The organism is Sinorhizobium chiapasense (genome assembly GCF_036488675.1).
GTDB classification, from domain to species: Bacteria; Pseudomonadota; Alphaproteobacteria; order Rhizobiales; family Rhizobiaceae; genus Sinorhizobium; species Sinorhizobium chiapasense.
In genome coordinates, this window is sequence record NZ_CP133152.1 from 1,359,869 (window position 1) to 1,381,807 (window position 21,939).

The 21,939-nt window shown below is 58.8% G+C and carries 17 protein-coding genes; 9 read left to right on the top strand and 8 right to left on the bottom strand.

Going from position 1 to position 21,939, the window contains the following annotated elements:
* Positions 1 to 360: 360 nt before the first annotated feature.
* The 3 genes from RB548_RS30900 to RB548_RS30910 all read right to left on the bottom strand — a co-directional run bounded on the left by RB548_RS30900 (position 361) and on the right by RB548_RS30910 (position 5,069).
* Positions 361 to 1,118 (bottom strand): IS5 family transposase gene (locus RB548_RS30900; protein ID WP_408642475.1). Its coding sequence is split into 2 segments (ribosomal slippage): positions 361 to 762 and positions 765 to 1,118, totalling 756 coding nucleotides; the frame shifts between segments, so codons are not numbered across the junction.
* A 173-nt stretch (positions 1,119 to 1,291) separates the two neighbouring features.
* Positions 1,292 to 3,553, bottom strand: coding sequence for a GumC family protein (locus RB548_RS30905; RefSeq protein WP_331376182.1), 2,262 nt, complete (start codon positions 3,551 to 3,553; stop codon positions 1,292 to 1,294).
* Positions 3,554 to 3,902: 349 nt separating this feature from the next.
* Positions 3,903 to 5,069: a glycosyltransferase family 4 protein gene (locus RB548_RS30910; protein ID WP_331376183.1), complete on the bottom strand. Its 1,167-nt coding sequence runs from the start codon at positions 5,067 to 5,069 to the stop codon at positions 3,903 to 3,905.
* A 494-nt stretch (positions 5,070 to 5,563) separates the two neighbouring features.
* Between RB548_RS30910 and RB548_RS30915 the strand changes: the two genes are divergently transcribed.
* Complete coding sequence (locus tag RB548_RS30915) at positions 5,564 to 6,406, top strand: sulfotransferase domain-containing protein (RefSeq protein ID WP_331376184.1); 843 nt, start codon at positions 5,564 to 5,566, stop codon at positions 6,404 to 6,406.
* Between the two features lie 203 nt (positions 6,407 to 6,609).
* On the opposite strand, the gene RB548_RS30920 is transcribed toward RB548_RS30915, so the two are convergent.
* The 4 genes from RB548_RS30920 to RB548_RS30935 all read right to left on the bottom strand — a co-directional run bounded on the left by RB548_RS30920 (position 6,610) and on the right by RB548_RS30935 (position 10,645).
* Positions 6,610 to 7,764 carry a DegT/DnrJ/EryC1/StrS aminotransferase family protein gene (locus tag RB548_RS30920; RefSeq protein WP_331376185.1) on the bottom strand — a complete coding sequence of 385 codons (1,155 nt, stop codon included), beginning with the start codon at positions 7,762 to 7,764 and terminating at the stop codon, positions 6,610 to 6,612.
* 128 nt (positions 7,765 to 7,892) lie between these two features.
* Positions 7,893 to 8,582, bottom strand: a complete 690-nt coding sequence (locus RB548_RS30925) for a PIG-L deacetylase family protein (protein ID WP_331376186.1) — start codon at positions 8,580 to 8,582, stop codon at positions 7,893 to 7,895.
* A 149-nt stretch (positions 8,583 to 8,731) separates the two neighbouring features.
* A complete protein-coding gene (locus tag RB548_RS30930; protein ID WP_331376187.1) occupies positions 8,732 to 9,418 on the bottom strand; it encodes a sugar transferase in 687 nt (228 codons plus the stop codon).
* Between the two features lie 69 nt (positions 9,419 to 9,487).
* The gene (locus RB548_RS30935) at positions 9,488 to 10,645 is read right to left on the bottom strand and encodes a polysaccharide biosynthesis/export family protein (RefSeq protein ID WP_331377171.1); all 1,158 of its coding nucleotides are present in this window, start codon (positions 10,643 to 10,645) and stop codon (positions 9,488 to 9,490) included.
* A 414-nt stretch (positions 10,646 to 11,059) separates the two neighbouring features.
* Here RB548_RS30935 and RB548_RS30940 point away from each other — a divergent pair, with 414 nt between their 5' ends.
* The 6 genes from RB548_RS30940 to RB548_RS30965 all read left to right on the top strand — a co-directional run bounded on the left by RB548_RS30940 (position 11,060) and on the right by RB548_RS30965 (position 17,842).
* A complete protein-coding gene (locus tag RB548_RS30940) occupies positions 11,060 to 12,397 on the top strand; it encodes a lipopolysaccharide biosynthesis protein (protein ID WP_408642476.1) in 1,338 nt (445 codons plus the stop codon).
* Positions 12,398 to 12,659: 262 nt separating this feature from the next.
* Positions 12,660 to 13,937, top strand: coding sequence for a glycosyltransferase family 4 protein (locus RB548_RS30945; protein WP_331376189.1), 1,278 nt, complete (start codon positions 12,660 to 12,662; stop codon positions 13,935 to 13,937).
* A gap of 3 nt (positions 13,938 to 13,940) precedes the next feature.
* Positions 13,941 to 14,771, top strand: a complete 831-nt coding sequence (locus RB548_RS30950) for a sulfotransferase family protein (protein ID WP_331376190.1) — start codon at positions 13,941 to 13,943, stop codon at positions 14,769 to 14,771.
* Positions 14,772 to 15,093: 322 nt separating this feature from the next.
* On the top strand, positions 15,094 to 15,897 hold the full coding sequence (locus RB548_RS30955; RefSeq protein WP_331376191.1) for a sensor histidine kinase: 804 nt from the start codon (positions 15,094 to 15,096) through the stop codon (positions 15,895 to 15,897).
* On the top strand, positions 15,894 to 16,553 hold the full coding sequence (locus tag RB548_RS30960) for a response regulator transcription factor (protein WP_331376192.1): 660 nt from the start codon (positions 15,894 to 15,896) through the stop codon (positions 16,551 to 16,553). The genes RB548_RS30955 and RB548_RS30960 overlap by 4 nt, the downstream gene beginning before the upstream one ends.
* Before the next feature lie 89 nt (positions 16,554 to 16,642).
* Positions 16,643 to 17,842: a glycosyltransferase family 4 protein gene (locus RB548_RS30965; RefSeq protein WP_331376193.1), complete on the top strand. Its 1,200-nt coding sequence runs from the start codon at positions 16,643 to 16,645 to the stop codon at positions 17,840 to 17,842.
* A gap of 81 nt (positions 17,843 to 17,923) precedes the next feature.
* On the opposite strand, the gene RB548_RS30970 is transcribed toward RB548_RS30965, so the two are convergent.
* Positions 17,924 to 19,573, bottom strand: coding sequence for a hypothetical protein (locus RB548_RS30970; RefSeq protein WP_331376194.1), 1,650 nt, complete (start codon positions 19,571 to 19,573; stop codon positions 17,924 to 17,926).
* 441 nt (positions 19,574 to 20,014) lie between these two features.
* Between RB548_RS30970 and rfbF the strand changes: the two genes are divergently transcribed.
* Together rfbF and rfbG are read left to right on the top strand one after the other, a co-directional pair.
* Complete coding sequence (gene rfbF, locus RB548_RS30975; protein ID WP_331376195.1) at positions 20,015 to 20,836, top strand: glucose-1-phosphate cytidylyltransferase; 822 nt, start codon at positions 20,015 to 20,017, stop codon at positions 20,834 to 20,836.
* A 12-nt stretch (positions 20,837 to 20,848) separates the two neighbouring features.
* Entirely contained in the window at positions 20,849 to 21,937 is a 1,089-nt protein-coding gene (gene rfbG / locus RB548_RS30980) for a CDP-glucose 4,6-dehydratase (RefSeq protein ID WP_331376196.1), read from the top strand.
* Positions 21,938 to 21,939 lie beyond the last annotated feature (2 nt).

Sequence of the window (21,939 nt, forward strand, 5' to 3'; positions counted from 1 at the left end):
GCAGGCAAGTGCCTGACCTTGTTGCGAGTTCGCGACCACAGGGACTTCAGGGAATCGGGCGGCCAGGTTTTCAGACCTGCGCCGCGGCGACCGGCGAAGTTCCAGTAAGCTGCCGACGATGGGCGCACGGCCAATGTTGACTGTCTGCCAGGACAACTTTTCTTCAGGATAGGAGCGATTGCTATCGTACCGCATGTACGGGCCGAGGTGATCTCGAAAGATGCTCGGCCCTTCGGGTTGACCGGGGCCGGCCGATGGGGCGACCACGGCTTGCCGGATCATGGACGAAGCGATCCCACGGCGATCCAGAAAGCCTACGCGCGACAGTTCAATCGCGGCCGCTGCCGCTAGCGTCTGGACTCAATCAGCCCACCAGATGATTGTTGCGGCGCGTTGGACAGCGGCAATGAAGTTTCGCGCGAGCTTGTCGTAGCGGGTGGCGATGCGCCGCCAGTCCTTGAGCCTGCAGAACATCCGTTCGACGAGGTTGCGCCGCTTGTAAGCGGTGCGATCGAAGGGATGGCGGCGCTTGCGGGTGGGGTTGTTGGGAATGACCGGGATGGTGCCGCGTTCGATCAGGAATGAGCGTAAGCCGTCGGCGTCATAGGCGGTATCGGCCGCACAAACGCGCGGCGGCGGCAAGGCCGCCAGCAACGGGATGGCAACGCGCACATCGCCGCGCTGGCCGGGCGTTACTTCGAGGGCGATCGCTCTGCCACGGCTGTCGCAGACCGCATGGATTTTCGTGCTCCTGCCCCCGCGCGAGCGGCCGATGGCTTGCGTCTCCGCCCCCCTTTTCCGCCGGCCGCGGCGCGATGGGCCTTGGCGGTGGTGGAATCGATGGCGTGAAAGTCGTCGTTTGGTGAGACCGCGCACAGCGCCTCGAACAGGGCGCGCCAGACCTTGCGCCGCGACCAGCGGTTCCAACGGTTGTAGACCGTCGTATAGGGACCATAGACAGTCGGACAGTCCCGCCAGCGACAGCCGGATTGCAACACATGAATGATGCCGCTGAGAACACGCCGGTCATCGACCCGCCGGGCGCCGGGCTGGTTCTTCGGCAGACAGGGTTCGATCGCCGCCCATTGTTCGTCGTCAAGCCAGAACGCGTTTGCCATGGTTCACCTCTCCGTCGCGACAGAGAATCACGTCTCAACGCAAATTCATAGCCATGATTGAGTACGGACCTTAGCGCGCCGTGCGTTCAAGCGAACGCACAAAGGACGCTCTAGCACTTTGATTCTAGAGCATCTTATCCGCTTTCAGTGATTCCGCTTGAAAGCGGGATGCTCTAGCCAAAACGGCGGCCCGTCGTCAGGCTCTTCAGCTTTTCGCGCGCACCTGTTCTAATGGCCTGAAGCCGGCTGATGGGCGACACCTCGCTCAGACCCGACGAAAAGTTCACGATGTTGCCGACGATTGGCGCGCGGCTGACGCCGAGCCGCTCCACAGCGTCCTCCAAGGCCCGGCGGCCGGTGCGGCCTGCCGCGACGACGAGCAGGACCGCATCCATATGCGGAGACAGCCATATGGCGTCATCGTCACGATCGAGCCCGGGAGCGTCGACGATGATCAGATCGAACCGGCGACGCAGTTCTTCGAAGAGTTCCTCATGGTTGTGCAGGCCGAGTCGGGCATTAAGGATCCGGAGGAAGGGATACTCGGCAGCGACCGCAATCGCCGATTCAAGATCTAGGGTTCCATCAAGAGATGTGCCGCGAGCCGGATGCTTGGTCGGAACACCAAGAATGGCCGCGGCCCCGCTCGCTTTCGGATCTATATCCAGAATGATAGCCCGAAGCCCGCTCAAGGTCGCCACAGCCGCCATGCCTAAAGCACATGTTGTCTTCCCCTCGCCCGCTTTGGCCGAGCAGAACATGACAAGTTTCTTATCCGCACCCAGATCCATCGCCCGCCAGGAGAGAGACAGCGATCGCATTGACCGTGCAAAAGGCGAGTGCGGATTGGCGAGCATGTGTTGATAGGGGCCCTCTCCCGATTGCAGTATGTCCGTTACATCCGGGATCGACAATAGATTAGGCCGTCGCGTTGCTTCCTCAACCTGTCGCGGCGTCTTGATGCGATCATCCAGCGCATCGAAGGCAATTGCGCCCATGACGGCGAGCAAAAGCGAAGCGATAACGCTAGCCGGCATGATAAGCGCCGGCTTCGGGAACGAAGGTTCTCCCGGGAGTTCGGCGAACGATACAATTCGCGCGGTTGCCTTCACTTCTTCCTGCTCGGGATCAAACGAACCTAGCCTCAGGACGATTTCGTCATACCGTTTCTGCTCAGCCAGCAGATCGCGTTCCAATTCGCGCCGGCGGATTTCATCGAGGTTGCGATCCTGCATTTGCTTCTGCAGTAGGCCGACTTCCTGCTGAAACTTCTTCACTCGAACCGTTGCGATCTTTGCCTCGTTTGCAAGTTCCTGCACGACCCTTTGGACTTCCGCGTCGATCAAGCGTTGATTGGAGGCGATTTCTGCGTCTGCATCCAAGACGAGAGGATGATTCCGTCCGTACTTGGCCGTAAGCTGCGCGCGTGTGCGGACAAGTGTCCCCTCCTCGCTTCTCAGATTGCTCAGCAGGTCTGAGGTCAACACACGTCCAGCGGCATCCACGCTGCTCGCAAGCAGTTGTTTCGCTTCATTGAACTTGGCCCAAGCCCCGGCTTCTTCAACGCGCGCCAGGGTGAATTGCTCGTTCAACTGATCCACCCGCGCGCGCAGCACATCATCCCTCGGATCAAAGGTCAGATCGCTCCGCGCCGTGAAATCCGCCACCTCGCGCTCTTTGCGAGCAATGGAGTCGGTCAGTGCATTAGCCTGACTACGCAGGTAATTCACCGTGTTCTTGGCGGCCGCCTCTTTCAACTTCGACGACCATTCGACGTAGTTCGAGGCAACGCCGTTCGCAATTTCAGCGGCCTGGGCCGGGATCGGGTGCTTGACGAAGATGGTCATCGCGAGACTGTCGCCTTTCCGGTCGGCGGAAACCGCGGCCGCAAGCCGTGTGATTGCACGGTCGCGTTGCCTGCCGTCCGCCACGGTAATCGCACGAAAGTCCTCTCGGCCCCTGGCGCCCTTGCTACCCGAGGAGCCATCAAGCCATCGCGACCACCAGGACCCTTCAGTCTCGGCATGGGCGATCGCAAGCTTGGGGTTGAAATAGGGGTCTTCCTGAAGCTTCAGATCATCGACAACAAACCCAAGGAACTCGCGCGACCGAACAAGATCCATTTCGGTTTCCATCGCCGACTTGTCGCGCTCCAGCTTCTGCAGTTCGAGCACGGATTCGTAGGGACGTGTGTCGTTCCGATCGAACACAAGCGTGGACGAAGCAGTGTAAATTTTTGTCAGAGAGTAAGTAATGACGGCTGCCAGCAGGGTGCCAACCGCGATCACCGCGACAATAAACTTGGCATGGCGCCGCAGTAGATTCAGAACGTCGGAAAGGCCGTAGCTGGAAGTATCACGCTCAAAGGGCGAGGACATACTTCCACCGCGCCGGTTCTCCTCGCGGACTTCAAACTCCCGATCAAAGGTAAGCATCGTGCCCCTCTTTCAACCCCCGGGCGCTGCAGTTCAGCCAATCAATTGGGGTTTAATTCTAGACTGAAAAGGTCATTGCACTTCGATGGTGGCGGCGCAAAATCAAGAAGAGCTTTCGATTTTTGCTCCGCTCCCATGCTCGATTGATGAAGTAATTTTTTATGTATGTACAAAATCAATTTTCCAACCACGATCTTGCCACACAACTTGCCTTTGTGCGAGCTTATTCTTAGGTCGCATCAAAACAAAGGCTTGCGACGACTGGCCGAAGTGCCACGCACGACGCGGACGCTGTCCACCACACCCTCACTCGACCGCAACGACGGCCATCTCGCGCCGGCCGTCCGTGTCACGCATCCTGTAACCGCGTCGCTGTCGCACGGTTCAAGGCGCAAAAAGCCAAAGCATCCCATTCGGAGAGTATCCGCTCGGGCGAGTATCTTCTGGCGCTCACCTCAGCGCTCATGGCCAGCCGCTCTCTAAGAGAGCGATCACCCAGCACTTCTGCGAGTGCCTTCGCGAGAGCTTCGACATCTCCTTGCGGGACGAGTATGCCGTCGCTGCTATTTCTTATCATGGCGCCCGGCCCCCATTCACATTCGAAGGATACCACGGGAAGTCCTGCAGCCATTGCTTCCAGCAAGACAATTCCCCATCCTTCGTAGCGTGAGGACAATACAAAAACGTCCGCGGTCTCAATCCAAAGCCCCGGATGCGGAGTTACCCCTGGCATCTCCACGCGTCCGCGCAATCCAAGCGTGTCGCGCAGGGCCTCCAGCTTCCGCCTTTCATCGCCCTCCCCCCAAATCACCAACTTCCACTCGGGATAGGTCTTCGAAACTCTTGAAAAAGCCTCCAGCAGGAGGTCGAACCCCTTTTGATGCGTCAAACGCCCCACTGCCGCCAGGATGTTGTTGCCCCGTTTCTTCTGCCATCCGACCGGCAAATCGACTGCGTTGGCAATCACCCATCCTCGACGGCGCACGTTCGCCGGAAAATGGTCAAGAGCACCTTTGGTCATGGTGACCAGGCCGAATGCCCGTGGATACAAAAGACTCTGGAGCCATTTCCACAGCGGCCCAAATGGCTGCAGCGCCGGATTGTTCCGCTCGGAGACGACAACCGGAACCGTCAAGCCGATCGCGGCCAGCAGCGTCAGCACGTTCATTCGCGTCAGAAAGCTCAAGACGAGGTCAGGCTCCGAACGGCGAATGGCCTTGCGCAGCCGCTGCAATCTGCGAAGAACGAGTAGACCCGACCGCAGTTTCGAAGACCTTCGAGGAGGTACTCCCAACTGAACTATCGCGATATCCGGGTCGAGATCGTAGTAGGGTCTGACACCCGGCGCCTCCAGGGTGATAAGAGTGACCCTATGCCCTGCGCGGGCCCAATGGTTTGCTATCAGGCTCACGACGTGCTCGGTACCTCCTGCGCCGAGAGCCGGAACGACGATGACAATGCGGGCACCGGTGATGCTGGCTGCTCCAAATGCGCGGACACTCGCGCCCTCGCTCATTCCTCAACACCTCCCACCCTGACTTCTTGCCAGCAAACTCCGTAACAAGGCAGGTGCCCCCCGAACTCCACGATACGAGCTGACGGCGTTCGCGAAACGCACCCCCGGTTGTCGCTTCGAGCATTCGCGGGCTTGCCCGGCCAGGTTGCAATCGCCAATTGCGTTGTTGACAGGATGCATCCTTTTCACTTCATATTCAACTTACAGGCGCCGCCGCAGCAGTCTTAAAACAGCAAGTGAGTGTGGGGCGAGCTTTAACTGGGATGGCCCAGAGTGCATTCTATCTCGAATCAACGCCTACATTATTTACGGCTTATTTATTGCAGCACACAATGCAACAGGACGAATTGGACGCTATTCATCGTATAATTCAATATATGAAGATACACTACGATCAAATGTGGACTTAAGCAATCGAACCGACTGAACGCATCCGCAATTTTTTATGTATACCTGCATCGTTAAAACATTGCCGAAAGCATGGGAGGGAGAAGATGGCTAACCTATTCGGCCGTGTCTGGCGCCTGATGGCTAAGCGAGCGCGGCTCACCGCGTACGCCGCCCGCGCCGACGCTTTCCTGGTCTCCTACCCAAAGTCCGGCCGCACCTGGTTCCGTTACGTTCTATCGCACTATTTTGCCTCGGTCGCCGATGTCTCCGAGCCGATAGACCTGCATAACATGTTCTCCATTGTGCCAAATTTCGATCTTGACCCAAAGCGGGGAATCCCCGCCCATCGCTACGCCGACGAGAATGGGCCGGTACCCAGGATCTTCGTCAGTCATCTGGACTACCAGGCAAGCCGTTTTCTCAGGCGCCCCGTCATCATAATGGTCAGGGATCCACGTGACGTGATCGTCTCTGCCTACTTCCATGCAACGCGTCACAAGCACCGCTTCCAGGGCAGCCTTTCGGATTTCATCGTTGATCGCGACCAGGGGATGCCTGCCATGATCCGTTATCTGAACCGGTGGGCGGGCGGGCTTTCGAACCGGGCGCACTTCATTCTGAGCTATGAAAGCCTATCCGCCGACGCGGAAGAGCAAACGGAAGCCGCCCTCAGCTTCCTGGGGTGCCACGTCGACCGGAATGCTCTTCACGATGCGGTCCATGCCGGCCGTTTTGATGCCATGCAGAACCGGGAGCGAGCCGAGGGCATCCCAGCCCACGAGTACAACCGAAACGATGTCGAAAGCCTGCGTATGCGAAAGGGCAAGGTTGGCGGATTTCGCGACTACCTAGACGAGGTACAGATATTGGAGATCGAACGGCTGTGCTCAACCAATTTGACCGCCGCCGGCAAGCAGCTCATCGGCCACACCGGATTTCAGGTTTAGCACGCAACGGGAGGGCGCGCCGGCAATGCTCGCAAGCGCCGTGTTTCGAGCCCGCATGGACCAATTCCGTTCCCCACGCGCAATGTACTTGCCCAAAGCGCGTCGCGTTCAAACGGTCCCATGCGACGCGGTTCAGGTCTTTGTTTTCATGCATGTCGCTGTCTCAAAAACGCTGCACACGTTTTGAGCGACATGCACTCGATTCAGTGGCCGGCAAAGATTTCGCGTAGCACCTGCGCCGCCTTTTCCATGGCGGTCGTGTCGAGAGTAGGATCGACCAGGAACGCCAGGCTCGTTTCTCCGAGTTCCCGGGCGGCCGGCAGCCTCTCGGCCGGCGCCATGCCGATGTCAGTAAAAGCCCTCTCGAGATAGATCTCCGAACAACTCCCGCTGAAACAGGCGATACCGGCACTATTAATCTTGGCGACAATACGGTCCCGGGTCCAACCCGGCTTCAGTAACTCCGGCCGGACGAAAGTGTAGAATCTATACCATGCATGCTGATAGCCCCTTGTCGGCAGCGGTGTGCGCAACGCTTCGATCTCTTCTGCGGCCCTGGCCAGGACTGCAGCATTGTGCGCTCTGATGCTGCGCCACTGTGAAAGGCGTTGCAATTGCCGCAGTCCCAGAACAGCCTGAATCGAGGTCATCCGCCAGTTCGTCCCGATCGACTCGTGCAACCAACGGAAGCCCGGTGGGTGCTGCCTGTTGTACACGGCGTCATAGGACTTTCCGTGGTCTTTGCGGCTCCAGGCCTTTGCCCATAGCTCGTCATCGTTCATCGCCACGAGCCCGCCTTCGCCTCCGGTTGTGATGATCTTGTCCTGGCAAAAGGAGAATGCCGCGATATCGGCGAAACTGCCGACCGGCCGGCCATTGATTTCAGCGCCATGGGCCTGCGCGCAGTCCTCGATCACCCAAAGACCATTCGCGCGGGCGAGCGCCATGATCGCCGGCATGTCGCAAGGCCAGCCAGCCAGATGCACGACGATTATGCCTTTCGTCCTCGGCGTCACCTTGGCCCTTATGCTCTCCGCCGTGATGTTCTGGCTGTCGCGATCGACGTCAGCGAAAACGGCAACCCCGCCCGCCATCGGCACCGCGGAGGCGGAGGCGATGAAACTGCGTGGTGTCACGATGACCTCGTCTCCGGGCTCAATCCCCAGTGAGAAAAGCGCCAGGTCCAACGCAACTGTACCGTTCGCTACCGCGACCACATGCTTGACGCCGAGAAAACGCTCATACGCCGATTCGAAATTGCGCACGTGTGGCCCAGTCCACGCGTTCACCTCCCCCGACCTCAGAACGGAGATGACGTCCTCGATCTGCTCCTCATCGTAAACCGGCCACCGTCCCATATGCGTCTCCGTCTCCACTTCGCAAATTTCTCGTCTCCGGCCAGCGCCGGACGCATCGAACCCGAGATGGGCGCCGTTCTCGTCGGCCGCCCTGAAAACAGCGCCCTGCAAACGCCTTCCAGGCGTCGTCAGACGATCTGACGAACCAGGACGAATGCTTCCGCTGCCTGCTGCATCACCGTCGCACCGCGCAAGCTGGCCAGCGCGCTAATCGTGGCGATCGAGCGCTCATGGGGCGGTTCACGCAGTTGCGAGGCGAACATCCGCATTGCCGTCAGCTTCGTCTCGAGATGCTTGCTGATGTCGACAAAGACATTCGGCACGAATGCAGGTGACAAATAGGGTGCATTCCAATTGGTTTCCGACAAGGTCTCATAGGCGAGAATGAGCTTCGGGAAGTCCGCCTGGTGCGGCCGGCAGGCAACGAGCGCCGACGTAAAGGTCAGCTGATGATCCATGTGCATGTCGCCGACGAATGGCAGGACCACCGTTTGCGGCGACAGCCGACGAACGAGCTCGAAGAGCGCGCCATTGACGGTCGCGTGCGACGTCTCCGCAAGCCGCGCGGCCGGCAGTCTCAGCCAGAACGTTTCCTTGACGCGCAGTATACGATGCGCCTCCGCAGCCTCGGCTTGCGTCTTTGCCACGTCTGCAGGATGGAAGGTCGGCGGTTTTCCCTCCGTCACAACTGCGACGAAAACCTCCTCTCCCTCGGACGCAAGCCTCGCAATCGTCCCGCCCACCCCCAGCACTTCGTCATCAGGATGCGGAGCGACGACCAAAGTCCGCCCGAAGGAAAGGGTGCCCGCGCGACGCATGAAACCTCCTAAAATATTTGGTGGCGTTCGCCCATTTTGCAGACTGGACCGCCCCGCGAATAAAAATACAAAAAAGTCGCCAGCTGTCGTCAGCTTGAATTCCGTCCTCTTCGCCGCCTCCCGCAGACTGGCTTTCGATCAGACCCTGCCTAGCGCCTCCCCCTTGATCGCTGCGCGCCGGCATGACTTGAAAGGAATTCCTCAGCCATCTTCAGATGTCTCGCGTTGATCCGTTCGCCAACAACGAGCGTCCTCAACGTCAGCAGCAAGATTCTCGCATCGAGCCAGAGACTGGCATGGGCGACGTACCAAAGGTCGAAGGCGATCTTCTGGTTATCGGAGAGCCGCGTGTTACCGTTCACCTGCGCCCAACCGGTCAAGCCGGGCGCGACCAGGCAACGCATCCGGCCAAGTTCACCGAAGGCTGCAACCGTCGCGAGGGGCAGAGGACGCGGCCCCACCATCGACATGTCACCGCTAAGCACGGAAAGAAGCTGCGGCAACTCATCGAAGCGCAGCCGCCTCAGCATCGCGGTCGCCGCCGTCTGCCGCAATTCGTCCGGCAACAAGGTACCGTCCAACGAACGCGCATCGGTCATCGTGCGAAACTTGGCTATGGTGAACACGCGCATGCCCATGCCCGCGCGCGCCTGCCTGAAGAACAGCGGCGAGCCGACGCTCAGCCACACGACGAGGGCTGTCAGTGCCATCAGGGGCACGCATACGACAAGGATAAATCCGGCGAGCAGGCACTCGAGGACGCGTTTGAAACGATGGCCCCCCGTGGACGTGGCTAGGGCAAGGCCGGACACGGCATGCTCGCGATTGAACTTCAACTCAATGCCCCTTCGTCGGTGCCTGCAGGTCGCCGAGCGCTTTGTAGATTAGAATATGACTGAAATGTCTTACATTCCGGCGATACTCACCACGACCACATCGCCTGGCAGCAACTCAGTCAACGTGGACGCTTGTAGGCTGGTCGGCTTGGCACCGACCGGGTTTCGACGGATCTCATACGTGTATGAAACTTGGTTTTTCTTCGATTCGTCTGCCGCAACGGCAGCCATGAGCAGCATTTGCTCCTCAGCGGTTTGCTTTGTTGCAATCAGTTTCTTGATGGCTATTTCGCGCTCTTGAAGCTGAGTCAGAATTTCCTTCTCGCGGTCGGCCTCGAGTTTTACAAGCTGCAGCTTCAACTCGCTCAGTTCCTGACGCGAGCGCGCAAGCGTGGCAAATATCTGGAGGAGCTGCGCCTTCTCGGCCGACGCATTGTTCTTCGCGCGAGAAAGCTCGCTCTCAGTGTTCAGCTCCCGCTTGCGAAGGACACCGATACGCGCCAAGTCTTCCTCGGTGTTCTTGAGAACTTCGTTTTGCTGCACAACGAGCTCGTCCAAAATCTTAATCCCGCCCTCCGCCTGCGCGATGCTTTCCGAAAGGATTTGCGTCTGGGACTTGTTGGCGGCGAGGTCCGCCTTGAGGATTTTCTCCTCGACCTCGATGACTCCACTTAGCGGGACATCCTTTACATAGTCACTCGCAACCGGGGGCACATCATTGAGGTCGATCTTGCCGCTGGCCTTTAGCTGTGCGGCCAACCTTGCGGCATAGACGGCCTCGTGGATTATTTCCGAAACGGCACCTTCGATCTCTCCACGCAGGCGCGCGCGAGCGATCAGCCGGTCGGAGGCATTCGCTGCCACCACCTGCGGGCCACCAGCCAAGCCAATGGCTTGCTCGACCGTCAGACCGCTATAGAACGGAAACGAACCCGGATTCCTCACCTCCCCTAGAACAAAAATCGGCCGGAACGTCGAAATATTGAGAGACAGCTTGGGGTCGACCAAGATTTCGCGGCTGCGATATTCATTGCGGAGCTTTTCAAGTGCTTCCGCTATCGTGAGCCCGACGACCCTCACCGCTCCAATCAGCGGGAACTGGGCCTCGCCGTCACCGGCAACAGTCGCCTTGACCGGGAGCTCGGCATCGTCGAGGAAGTCAAAGGTCAGCTCATCGCCTGTGGAGAGTCTGTATTCAGCCGCAGAAGCGGTGGACTGAACGCCCATCACGGTTGCAACCGCCAGTAGCGCGATCAAAACCAGGCACGTTTTCCATGCACATAGGGGCGAGCTAATTCTGGTTGCGGTCGGTGAGGTCCCCATCTCAACAGCACTCCAAAAAAGTAATAAAGAAAACGCTACCAAATATATATTCACGACTATATTCTTCGAGACACTGGTACGTCAAAGGAAATTAACTGCTGTGGCGTCGGGGGCTGCGAGTGACGACGATCGACAAGACGACCTTGCGCAAGGCTCGTTCTCGAAAAGCGCCTTCGGGCGCGGCGGCAGAGGCCACATTTCTCCGCGACCTGCGGCGACACTCCTGTAACCAACTTGATCCCTTCGCCAGTGCGCCGCAGCCGCAGGGGGCGTCTTTTCTGTAAGTATGGCCGCCCTTTTGCGAGCTAGGAGGTTCCTTTGGCGATCGGGGAAATGCTAGCCAAGAAAATCCGCGGACTGCGAGAGGTCCTGGCGCGGGACAAGGGCCTGAAAGAGCGCCTGGCGAATATTGGGCATTTGCTAACAGGGAACGTCCTCACTTCGCTCATAGGCCTCGTGGGATTTGCCTTGACGGCCCGGGCGCTCGGTCCAACTGCCTATGGCGTTCTTGCTCTCTGCTTTACGTATACCAGCGCCATCGAGCGGCTGGTGAACTTCCAGTCATGGCAGCCGCTGATCAAATATGGCGCGGAAGCGGAAAATGCGGAACGACTGACTTCGCTCTTGAAATTCGGCCTGATGCTCGACATTTCCGCAGCGGCCACCGGATGGCTGATAGCCGTGACGCTCGTGTGGGCGGCCGCGCCGTGGTTCGGGATCTCGGAGGAACTTTCCGGCCTTGTAATCCTGTATTGTTCAGTCCTGCCCTTCCAGATCACCGGCATGCCGACGGCAGTTCTGCGCCTGTTCGGAAAGTTCAGATCCATTGCCTTTCGCCAAGTCGCCACGAGCCTCCTAAGGGTCATGCTTTGCGCGATTGGCGTTGCCCTCGGTGGGGGCCTGTTCGAGTTCGTATTGATCTGGATGGTAACTCAGATCATCGGCGCGCTGAGCATCGTTAGCCTTGCGCTGGCCGAGTTGCACAGACGCGGCATGCTAGGCGGTATGCTCACCGCTTCCCTTCGAGGAATCACATCCCAGTTCCCGGGCCTGTGGAAATTCGCGATCTCCACGAACCTGTCGTTGACGCTCCGTTCGAGCGCCAATCAGTTCGACACCCTTCTCGTCGGATATCTGGCCGACCCAGCGGCCGCCGGCCTGTATCATATCGCCAAACGCATCGGGCGGCTTGCGCAGCAAGTCGGCGATCAGGTTCAGGCGGTACTTTATCCGGACCTGACCCGAGCCTGGGCTTCACAGGCATTTTCCGAGTTCCATCGCATCGTCGCGCAAACGCGAGGACTTCTGCTCTGCTTGGGAATAGTGCTCGTCGGCGGGGTGTACCTCACAATCGGCACGATCCTGGAGTTGGCCGTCGGCTCGGAATTCGTGGCGGCAGCTCCCTTGGTTCTCGTTCAATCCATTGCCGTCACTCTGATATTGTACGGAACCGTCATGCGTTTGGCGCTTCTGGCGATGGGGCGGGAAGACCAGATATTGCGGGGTGTGCTCATCGCAACCCTGGCGTTTCACGCCACAGCGCTGCTCCTGATCCCGCGGATCGGCGCCATGGGCGCCAACATCGCCCATATCGTTATGGCCTTGATCTGGCTGTCGGTAATGACTGTCGCCTATCGTCGGACCCCGGCGAACTGAGATCTGCCACGAGCCGAGTCCAACCGTCCGCAACGTTGCCAGGAGGTCTCGCCCGGCGGTCGTCCGTTCGCCGCAGTTTTTGCGCTCGGGGAAAGCGCGAGATCGGCCGTCCTGTGAACTCCCGTCTGCTTGTTCAATGTGCCCGCGTTTGCTACGATGAATGACATATTCATTCTATTTTGCGCCCGGTCTGCACCCAACAATATCACGCCAGAAGAGTAAGCACTTTTATTTAATAACATTAAGAAAAAAGGAGTTATTGATGGACTCCACTCGCGGAATTGATAGTGAATACCTTCTTCCGACCCGTGGAAGAATTGTTATAGCTTTCCCTTTTCTCGGAGACCACCTAGGCGGAAGCCATATATCTGCGATAGGGCTGATCGCCGGGCTCGACAAGACAAAGTTCCACCCCTTGGTAATTCTTCACAAGAGAGGGCTTATACTTGATGAACACCTGCGTTCCCAGAATATTCCTGTCGTTACTGCCCCGAACATTGCCATCCTTTCCCCGGAAAAGCGTAGAAAAATCCAGGACATCATCGCAATGGGGGCCGGTTTCTTTGGGACGACAGCAAGGCTGACGCATTTTCTGCGCTTGCACAATGTCGATATCGTGCACACGAATGATGGGAGAATGCACGCGACTTGGGCGCTGGCGGCGAGAATTGCAGGCAGCAAGCTGCTCTGGCATCACCGCGGCGATCCGAGTGCATATGGGGTCAACACATTGGCACCCCTGCTTGCCAATCACATCGTGACGGTATCCAAATTCGTTCAACCCGCCAGACCCATCGTGCCGGTCGCACACAAAACGACGGTGCTGCACAGCCCGTTTGATCACCCGCGCACGCTACCGGATCGCGAGGACAGCCGACGACGGTTCGTCGAAGAATTGCGTCTTCCTCCAGATACACGCTTCGTCGGGTATGTCGGCGGATTGATTGAGCGCAAGAGGCCTGTCAGGTTCGTGGAGGCCGTTCACGCATTTCTTCGACAGCATCCGGCCTTCCCCTTGGCCGGCATGCTCTTCGGCTCATCCCCCGCTGACGGACCCGACCTGGGCCATGCCGTCAGGCAGCGGGCGGAAGAACTCGGGATTTCGAACAGAATCCATCTTATGGGCTTTCGCATGCCGGTAGAGCCCTGCATGAGCGCCCTCGACGCCTTGCTGGTTCCAGCCGTCAATGAACCTTTCGGGCGTACTCTGATCGAAGCCATGCTCCTCGGGACGCCCGTTATCGCCACCGATCATGGCGGCAACCCGGAAGCTATAGACGACGGGATTACGGGATATCTGGTGGAAGCTGAAAGGCCGGAAGCCATGGTTCCTCCACTTGAGCGCCTTTTGTTCGACAAGGAGCAGTGGACGCGGATCAGCGCAACGGCTCGGGACGCGTCGCACGCTCAATATGGCAGGCAAGCGCATGTCGATGGAATCAGCCGGCTTTATGAAACTCTCGTAGCGCGCAATAACGTCAAGTCGGTCCGTTTAAGTCCTGTCCATGCGTCCTCATCCGTGACAGACGTGAAGGAGTAAAAGATGGAGATGCAAGAGATTGATTTCCTGATTATCGGCGCGACGAAAAGCGCTACCACCTGGCTGCAGCAATCTCTTCAGCAGGATCCAAGCATATTCATGCCGAGTCCTGAGTTGCATTACTTCAGCCGCTATTATGACCGTGGAGACGAGTGGTATCTCTCCAACTTCGAGGGACGAAAAAGCGAACGTCTCGTCGGGGAGAAGTCCAACTCCTACTTGGATACGCCAGAGGCGGCAGAGCGGATAAAGCAAAGGCTTCCAAATACGCTGCTGATCGCGCAGCTTCGCAACCCCGTCGAACGAGCCTACTCCGACTATTGCATGCTCTACCGCAGGGCCGAGGTTGGCCGAGATATCGGAAAGTACCTTGACCCGCGTCGCGGCGCCGGTGGGCGCTTCCTGAACGGCGGCCTTTATTTTCAACAGTTGCAATCTTACCTCGACCGGTTTCCCGCCGATCAGCTTCTCGTCCTTCTCTACGAAGATATGAAAACCGATGCAGGCGGACAGATAGACCGCGTCCGAAAATTCCTGAAGGCCGCGGACGACCGTCCCCTCCGGCCGCTGGAAAAAAGGGTAAAAGACAAATCCCAACCCGTTATCAACCCGACCTTGCGACGCCTGCTGCGCCCTATGAAACCCGTGGTGGCGCCGTTCCGGGAAAATGCCGGTTTCAAGAAGCTGTGGTCACTAGCCGCCGGCGAAGTTCAGTACGCACCGCTGAGCGGCGAGCTGCGCGAGCGTATGATCGACTACTACAACTCCGAGGTGGAGAAGCTCGGCGCCATAGTTGGTAGGGATCTGAGCGATTGGCTACGGAAAGGCGTTTAAGAAACAACCACCTCGTCACGGTCACAGTACCGTTGCAAGTGTCGACGATGCTAATAGTGCAGCCTTCCGGCGACATCGAACAGGCGCGCGCCCAAAAGGGTTTTACACGCCGGATTGCAACCTTTGCCTTGCGGTCGAGGTGGCCGGCAGTTGCGACCAGCGTTGAAGTTGACGCGCAGAAACTATCTGTTATTCTAATATTTACACAGACAATGAACTGACTTTTTTGATTTTTTCTGGTCTCTGCGACCGCAGTACATTTCCTTCTTGCCCGAACAATAGGCAAGACAAGCTTGTTTTATGCTTTTGCGGAGTATTTGTGATGACTAAGTCACAAGACAGTTTTTTCTGCACTGCCAGGACGCTCCGGACGACCACCCCTCGACAGCAAACCATTGCTCCACCGACGGAAGCGACTACTTACAGGACGAACAACCGTGACCAGCTGAAAATTGCCGCCGCACATACGGTCGCGGAGGAACGTAAGCGGCTTGCACGCGACATTCACGATCTCTCCGGGCAGCATATCGTCTCTGCCTTGTTTCGGTTGGCGGCGCTGGAAGCTAGAGTTCGAGACGAGGTCGCGCTGGCCTATTGCAGCGATCTTCGCGAAATCCTGAAGCGGCTGAGTCTCGAGCTCGAGAAAGTGACCTCCGAGCCGAAATCGGACAGCGTGCATATGCGTGACGTCGTCGCCTCTGTGTCAGATCTGATCGCAGAGTGGGAAGATCGCATCGGAACCGCCGCGCGCTTCCTGGAGAACACCGGCGGCGACCTCTGCGTTGGCGGCGCTGAAGCCGAAGCAGTCTTTCGGCTCGTCCAGGAAGCGTTGACCAACGTTGCGAAGCATGCAGTAACGGCTTCGCTGGTCACTGTGCGTCTGGAGCACGAGCGGAACTGTCTCGTCGTGTCCGTCGAGGACGACGGCGTTGGACTGGGTCGATGGCCCGGGTCGTTCGATAAGAACCGGCGTGGCCACAGCGGCGTCGCCGGAATGCGAGATCGCGTGGCGAGACTGGGGGGCACTTTGACAGTCGAATCCCGGGCCGTACGGGGCACGCGGCTCGTAGCGACAATCCCGACAGGCCCTTCGCGGGCTCCGCTTCACGACGGAGAACTGGTATGATGTCGTCGATCCGCGCCGTCATTGTCGATGATCATCCGCTGGTCGTTGCGGGTGCTCGAGCTTTGATCGAAACGTCCGGGGATATCATCTGCGTCGGCGAAGCCAACACGGGCGCCGACGGCTTGACATTGATCTGTCAAGCCACGCCCGACGTATCCATACTGGACATATCGCTGCCGGACATGAGTGGCCTTGAGCTCGCGGAAAAGGTTATCGCAAACGGCTGTTCGGCGCATGTGGTCATCATGACACAGTACCATGACCGGTCCTATGTTCAGCAGGCGCTCAAAGTCGGCGCGAAAGGATTCGTCCAGAAATGCGCAGCGGCACAGAATCTGTTGCTCGCGGTTCGTTCCGTCATGCTCGGCGGACTTTTTTTCGATCCCCCGACTGCGCGCGAGATGACGTCCTCGGCCGGCGAGCGCGGCGCGACGGCCACTGCGTCGATGGACGGGGTCGGACTGACTGCCCGCGAACAAGATGTCCTACGGTTGGTGGCGCTCGGTTATTCGAACAAGGAGATCGGTGCCCGAACCAATATCAGCGTCAAGTCCATCGAGACCTATAAGGCGCGGGCAACCGAGAAATTGAAACTTCATTCGCGAGCACAAATCGTCCACTTCGCTTTGACCCACGGCTGGATGAGCGTGAATTGATTCCGGTAGGCTGATCACGGCCTATCGTGTGTTTCTCTAGATCAAGGGTGCAGCGTGCCCAAAGTCGACCAGAGGCCGCCGCCAAACGATTGGGCATTCTGCTACAGCGAGGTTTCGTTGCGAACCCGGCCTTGCAATGCGACCGGATTTTGCGGCTCAAGAAATGCCAACCTGCAAGGTCGCTTTCCCGCAAAAAGATTGGAATCGGAGTGCGAATAGTATTTGTATTTTCCGGACTGGGTGCAGGAGGGGCGGAGAAGATCGTCAACCTTCTTGCGCACCATCGATTGGCCCAGGGCGATACCGTGCACGTCCTTGCGGTCAACGCGGACAGTCCGGAATCCTACTTTCCCTACGATCGTGCGATAACCATCGAAGCACTCGGACAGCCGTCGCAAAGGTTACCGCGCCTCGCGCAAGCATGGCACAGGCTGCTGAAACTTCGGCGTCGACTCCGAGCTCTCGAGCCGGACCTCGTCATCTCCTTCCTCACCAAAATTAATGTGCTGGCGGGGTTAGCCACTTTCGGCCTCCACTCGCCGATCATCATGTCGGAGCGCAACAACTTCAGATCGCAGGAGACGCATCTGCTTTGGCGGCTTGCGCTGCCGGTCGCGGCGCGAGGCGCCGCAAGCCTAGTGATGCAAACGAATGATGCTTACCAATCTCTGCCGAAGTGGCTGCGCGCCAAGGCAGAGATCATACCCAACCCGGTGGCGCTGCCCCGCGATTGCGCGCGAGTCCCGGGTGACGGGACGCGCGTCGTAGCCGTCGGTCGTCTGGAAAAGCAAAAAGGCTTCGATCTGCTGCTTCAAGCTTTCAGATATGTCGCAATGTCGGTGCCGGCTGCCAAGCTGACGATCTTTGGCGACGGGCCGCAGCGCGGAATTCTGGAGCGACAGGCGCAGGAACTCGGCATTGGTGACCATGTCAGAATGCCGGGGATCACCAAGTCCCCCGTCGAATGGATTCGAGCGGGCGATGTTTTTGTGCTCAGCTCCCGATTCGAAGGCTTTCCAAATGTTCTCCTGGAAGCCATGACGGCGGGAATGGCGTCGGTTGCCTTCGACTGCCCATGGGGACCGTCGGAGATTTTGAGTGGCCCCGACACGGGATTGCTCGTCCCGTCCGGCAACGTCAAACAGCTTGGCGAAGCAATTCGCTCTCTGGTAACCGACCCAGATCTCCGGAACAAGCTGGCAACCTCCGGGGCGATTGCTGCCTCGCAGCGCTATGCAACGTCCTCCATTTTGGAACAGTGGGACAAAGTGATTGCCAGATCCGTTTGAAGCACCGCGGAACTGTCGGCCCGCGCTCCCTTGCGGATCGGCTATGACGTCCGGCTGCGGTGCTGCCGTGGCACAGAGAGATCATAATGCTGGCTTTGACCGGCCTTGCGTTGCGGGCCGCAAGTAAAGGACCGGGGTGCCGTATCGATCTTTGAATGCGAAATCGGCCGCAGGTAAATAGCCGTTTCGCTGCGCGTAGGCCTGCATTGGCCGCTCGAGAACCTCATCGAAGCCGAGCAGCAGTGCGGCCGGCGGATCTGCGTCCAACACTGCGGCGATGCGCGTAGGCGACGTCATCTTGTACCAGGCGGCAAGTTCCGCTTCGGTAATGTCCGCGGTTCGATAGGCAAAGGGGCCCGTCGCGAGTTCGAGATAGACATCGACGTTGCCCTCAAGCGGATAGATCGGCGATAGCGTGGCAACCTTTCCGCGCACCCCTGCCTCCGCCATCCGCTGAGAGATCGCGACGCCTGCCTCATGTACCCGCGTAACCGTCCAGCTTTCCGGATGGATCGCCGTCGCGGCGAATTGAGCGAAACGCGGCGCCTCGATCACCAGAGCAACCATGGCGGCGGCGAGAAGCACTGGCTGCATGCGCAGCCGCGACTCCACGTCGAGACTCCTAAAAAGCAGTGCGAGCGCGAGCGGGATACAGATCAGCGGCAGGGCGAAGTACTGTGGGAAGCTCGGCGTCGGTACCAGACTCAGTGTCGCGCTGCAGAAAAGCGCACCGGCCACAATAAGGAGCGGGCCGTTGACGACGCCGACCATCCCCGGCCGACGGTTTGCCTCTGTCCGAAGCGCCGTGAAGAGCAGCGCCAGCAGGGCGGAGACGGCAACGGCGACCGATGCCGAGAGCCAGACGTCTCGTGCAAGCATGAGTTTGGCGGCAATCGAGATAGCCGCCTCCTCCCCGGCAGCGTTGGACATCTGCCAATACTGCAAATGCGGACCAGTATGATATCCGAGCACGTGGGCGAGAAATCGTTGCGGCGCGGAGAACAGATAGATGAGGATAGGTATCCCGCCGATCAGACCGCCTCCAGCGAGAGGAGCTACGACGCGGAGCAGCCGCTGCCTCAAACTATAGGAGCGTGGCAGGAGGAATGCAGCAATTGCTACCGGCGGAATGAATGCGAAGGCGCTGATCTTGAAGCTCACGGCGAGCGAAAGACAGGCCCCGGCAATCGCGGCCAGGACGGGCTCTGCCCGCTCTTCTTCGACAGCAAGCACGAACAGTCCAAGGCCGAGGAACGAGAAGGGCAGCGGTAGGAGATTGTTCGTTGCGGTCATTCCCGTCTGTGTCAAGAGGAGGTCGTTCGCGACGGCGAGGACCGCGACGCACCAGCTGACCAGGGCGGACTGCGTCAAAACATAGGTGATGCCGCCGATCGCCGCCACAAGCAACAACCAGGCAAGGAAGACCCCCAGTCTCCCGCTGAGCAACAACTGATCTGACCCGACGATCTTGTCCATCCAATGGAATAACCACGCCGAGCCTGGCGGGTGATTATAGAAGAAGTCCTCATACAAGCGATGCTGATCGAGGAGCCTCAATGGCGGCACATAGAGTTGCTCGTCCTTGCGCATCTCGTAGTTCATCACACGGACCAGCAAGGCCACCAAAAGCAGCGCCGACACGACGATCACGGCGGCGCGGAACAAAAGCGTTTTCAGGTCCGGCGCATGAACTGCGACTGGTGAGAGCGTAGCCTCTTTAATATCCGTCATCCCCGATACCCCAGCGCAAAAAAACCTGCCCGCACTTTGCAACACCGATCAGGCGGTCACCACCGCTCCCGCCCGCGGAACATCCTCCTGGCGCGAGCGGGAACAAATGATCCCGGCCGACATTTCCTCTTTTGAAGCGATCCTGCTCACCGGGTTAATCCCGACAGGGCCATAGGGATTATCCTGACACCGCACAGCTTGCGGATTTACAGAAGTGACGATAACATAAATTTAATATATGAAAATTTCCGAATAATTTCGCAGAAATATATCTTATTTACAGTCGCTTTCATACTGAAATATTCGCACCTACTCGGCTTATATACGCTTCCAACTTACGCCCTGATAGATGCGTTCTACACGCGTTCTTGCGAGACGCGTGCACGGGAACGATTGGATGATCCAATCGGGTTCTCAAATGCTGACCTGTTGGAGGCCGTCATGAAGGTCGTTCTTTTCGCAGGAGGTCTCGGATCTCGTCTTGCCGAGGAGACCACGCGCATCCCGAAACCGATGGTAGAGATCGGCGGCAAACCCATCATTCTCCATGTCATGGACATTTACAGCCATTGGGGCTTCCACGACTTTGTGATCGCCGGTGGCTACAAATGCATGTTCATCAAGAACTTCTTCCACAATTTCCATTTGTCGACCGCCGACTTCACGGTGGCGCTTGGAAATGGCTCAATGGTTTTGAAGCCGGTTCATCCTCTTGATTGGAACGTGTCGGTCGTCGACACCGGTTTGTCGACGATGACCGGCGGACGACTGCTGCGGCTGCGCGACTGGCTCGACGGCGACACCTTCATGGTCACCTACGCGGACGGTGTCGGCAACATAGATCTGGAAGCGCTGCTTGATTTCCATCGCTCACACGGACGGCTGGCAACGGTCACCGCCGTGCAGCCGCCTGCACGTTTCGGAAATCTCGAAATCGAGGGCAACAAGGTCGTCGAGTTCACCGAAAAAGTCCGCAAACACGAGACCTGGATCAATGGCGGTTTCTTCGTCTTCGAGCCCGGCGTCCTGGACTATATCTCCGGCCCGGCGGAACCGTTGGAGATGGCGCCGCTGACAAACCTTGCCAGGGATGGCGAGCTCTTCGCGTACAAGCACACGGGCTTCTGGCACCCGATGGACACCGTGCGCGACCGTGACTATCTCAATGGCCTTGCGGAGACTGACGATCCACCGTGGCTGCAATTCGAACGAAGCACGACAACTGAGCCCGCCGCTGCCATGCAGCCGCAGGCAAGAATCTAGCGAGAGGCGATCGTGGACGAGTCGTATCTCTCCCGGATTTTCCGCGACCGCCGCGTCCTGGTCACCGGGCACACCGGCTTCAAGGGCGGCTGGTTGTCGCTTTGGCTTCGGCGTCTGGGCGCCCATGTCGTGGGTGTCGCGTTGCCGGCGTCTGAACCCTCGTTCTGTAAGGCCATCGATCTCGAAGGCCTTGTCGACGGACGCATTGGTGATATCCGCACCGAGGCCGGCTTCGGCCAGACCATTGACGGTCAGGACTTCGATCTCGTCATTCACATGGCCGCCCAAGCCGTCGTTCGCGCCTCCTATGAGGCGCCCGTCGACACGTACCTCACGAATGTCGTTGGAACCGCCGTCGTGCTCGACGCCGCTCGCCGAATGCCGTCGCTGCGCGGCGTCGTGGTCGTCACGAGCGACAAGTGTTACGAGAACCGCGAATGGGTCTGGGGGTACCGCGAAAACGACCCCATGGGCGGACGTGACCCGTACAGTTCCTCCAAGGGCTGCGCCGAGCTCGTGGCATCGGCCTATCGGTCTTCCTTCTTCAGTGCGCCCCAGGGTCCACAACTTGCCACGGTACGGGCGGGTAACGTCATCGGCGGTGGCGATTGGGGCGCCGACCGGCTGATCCCTGACCTGATGCGCGCGGCGGAGACCGGCATACCGGCACGACTGCGAAATCCAAGGCATGTGCGGCCATGGCAGCATGTGCTTGAACCGGTGCGCGGCTACCTCATGCTGGCCGCAGGCCTGCTCGACGCTGGCGCGCGTTTCGCAGGAAGCTGGAACTTCGGCCCGGAAAAGGATGCGACGGTCGATGTCGGCACGCTCGCAGAACTGGTCGTCTCGCATTGGGGCAGGCGTCCGCCCGACTATCTCGTCGAACGCCGCGGCGACGAACCGGCCGAATCCGTTGTCCTGCGCCTCGACAGTACGAAATCGCATGTCGAGCTCGGCTGGAAACCCTTGCTCCGCTTGGAAGACGCCGTCGCCATGACGGTCGCCTGGTACCGGAATTACCTCGATGAGCCGGCCGAGATACGCCGGTTCTCGCAACAGCAGTTGGAACAATACACCGCAGCCTGGGCCCGCGCGTCTTAGAG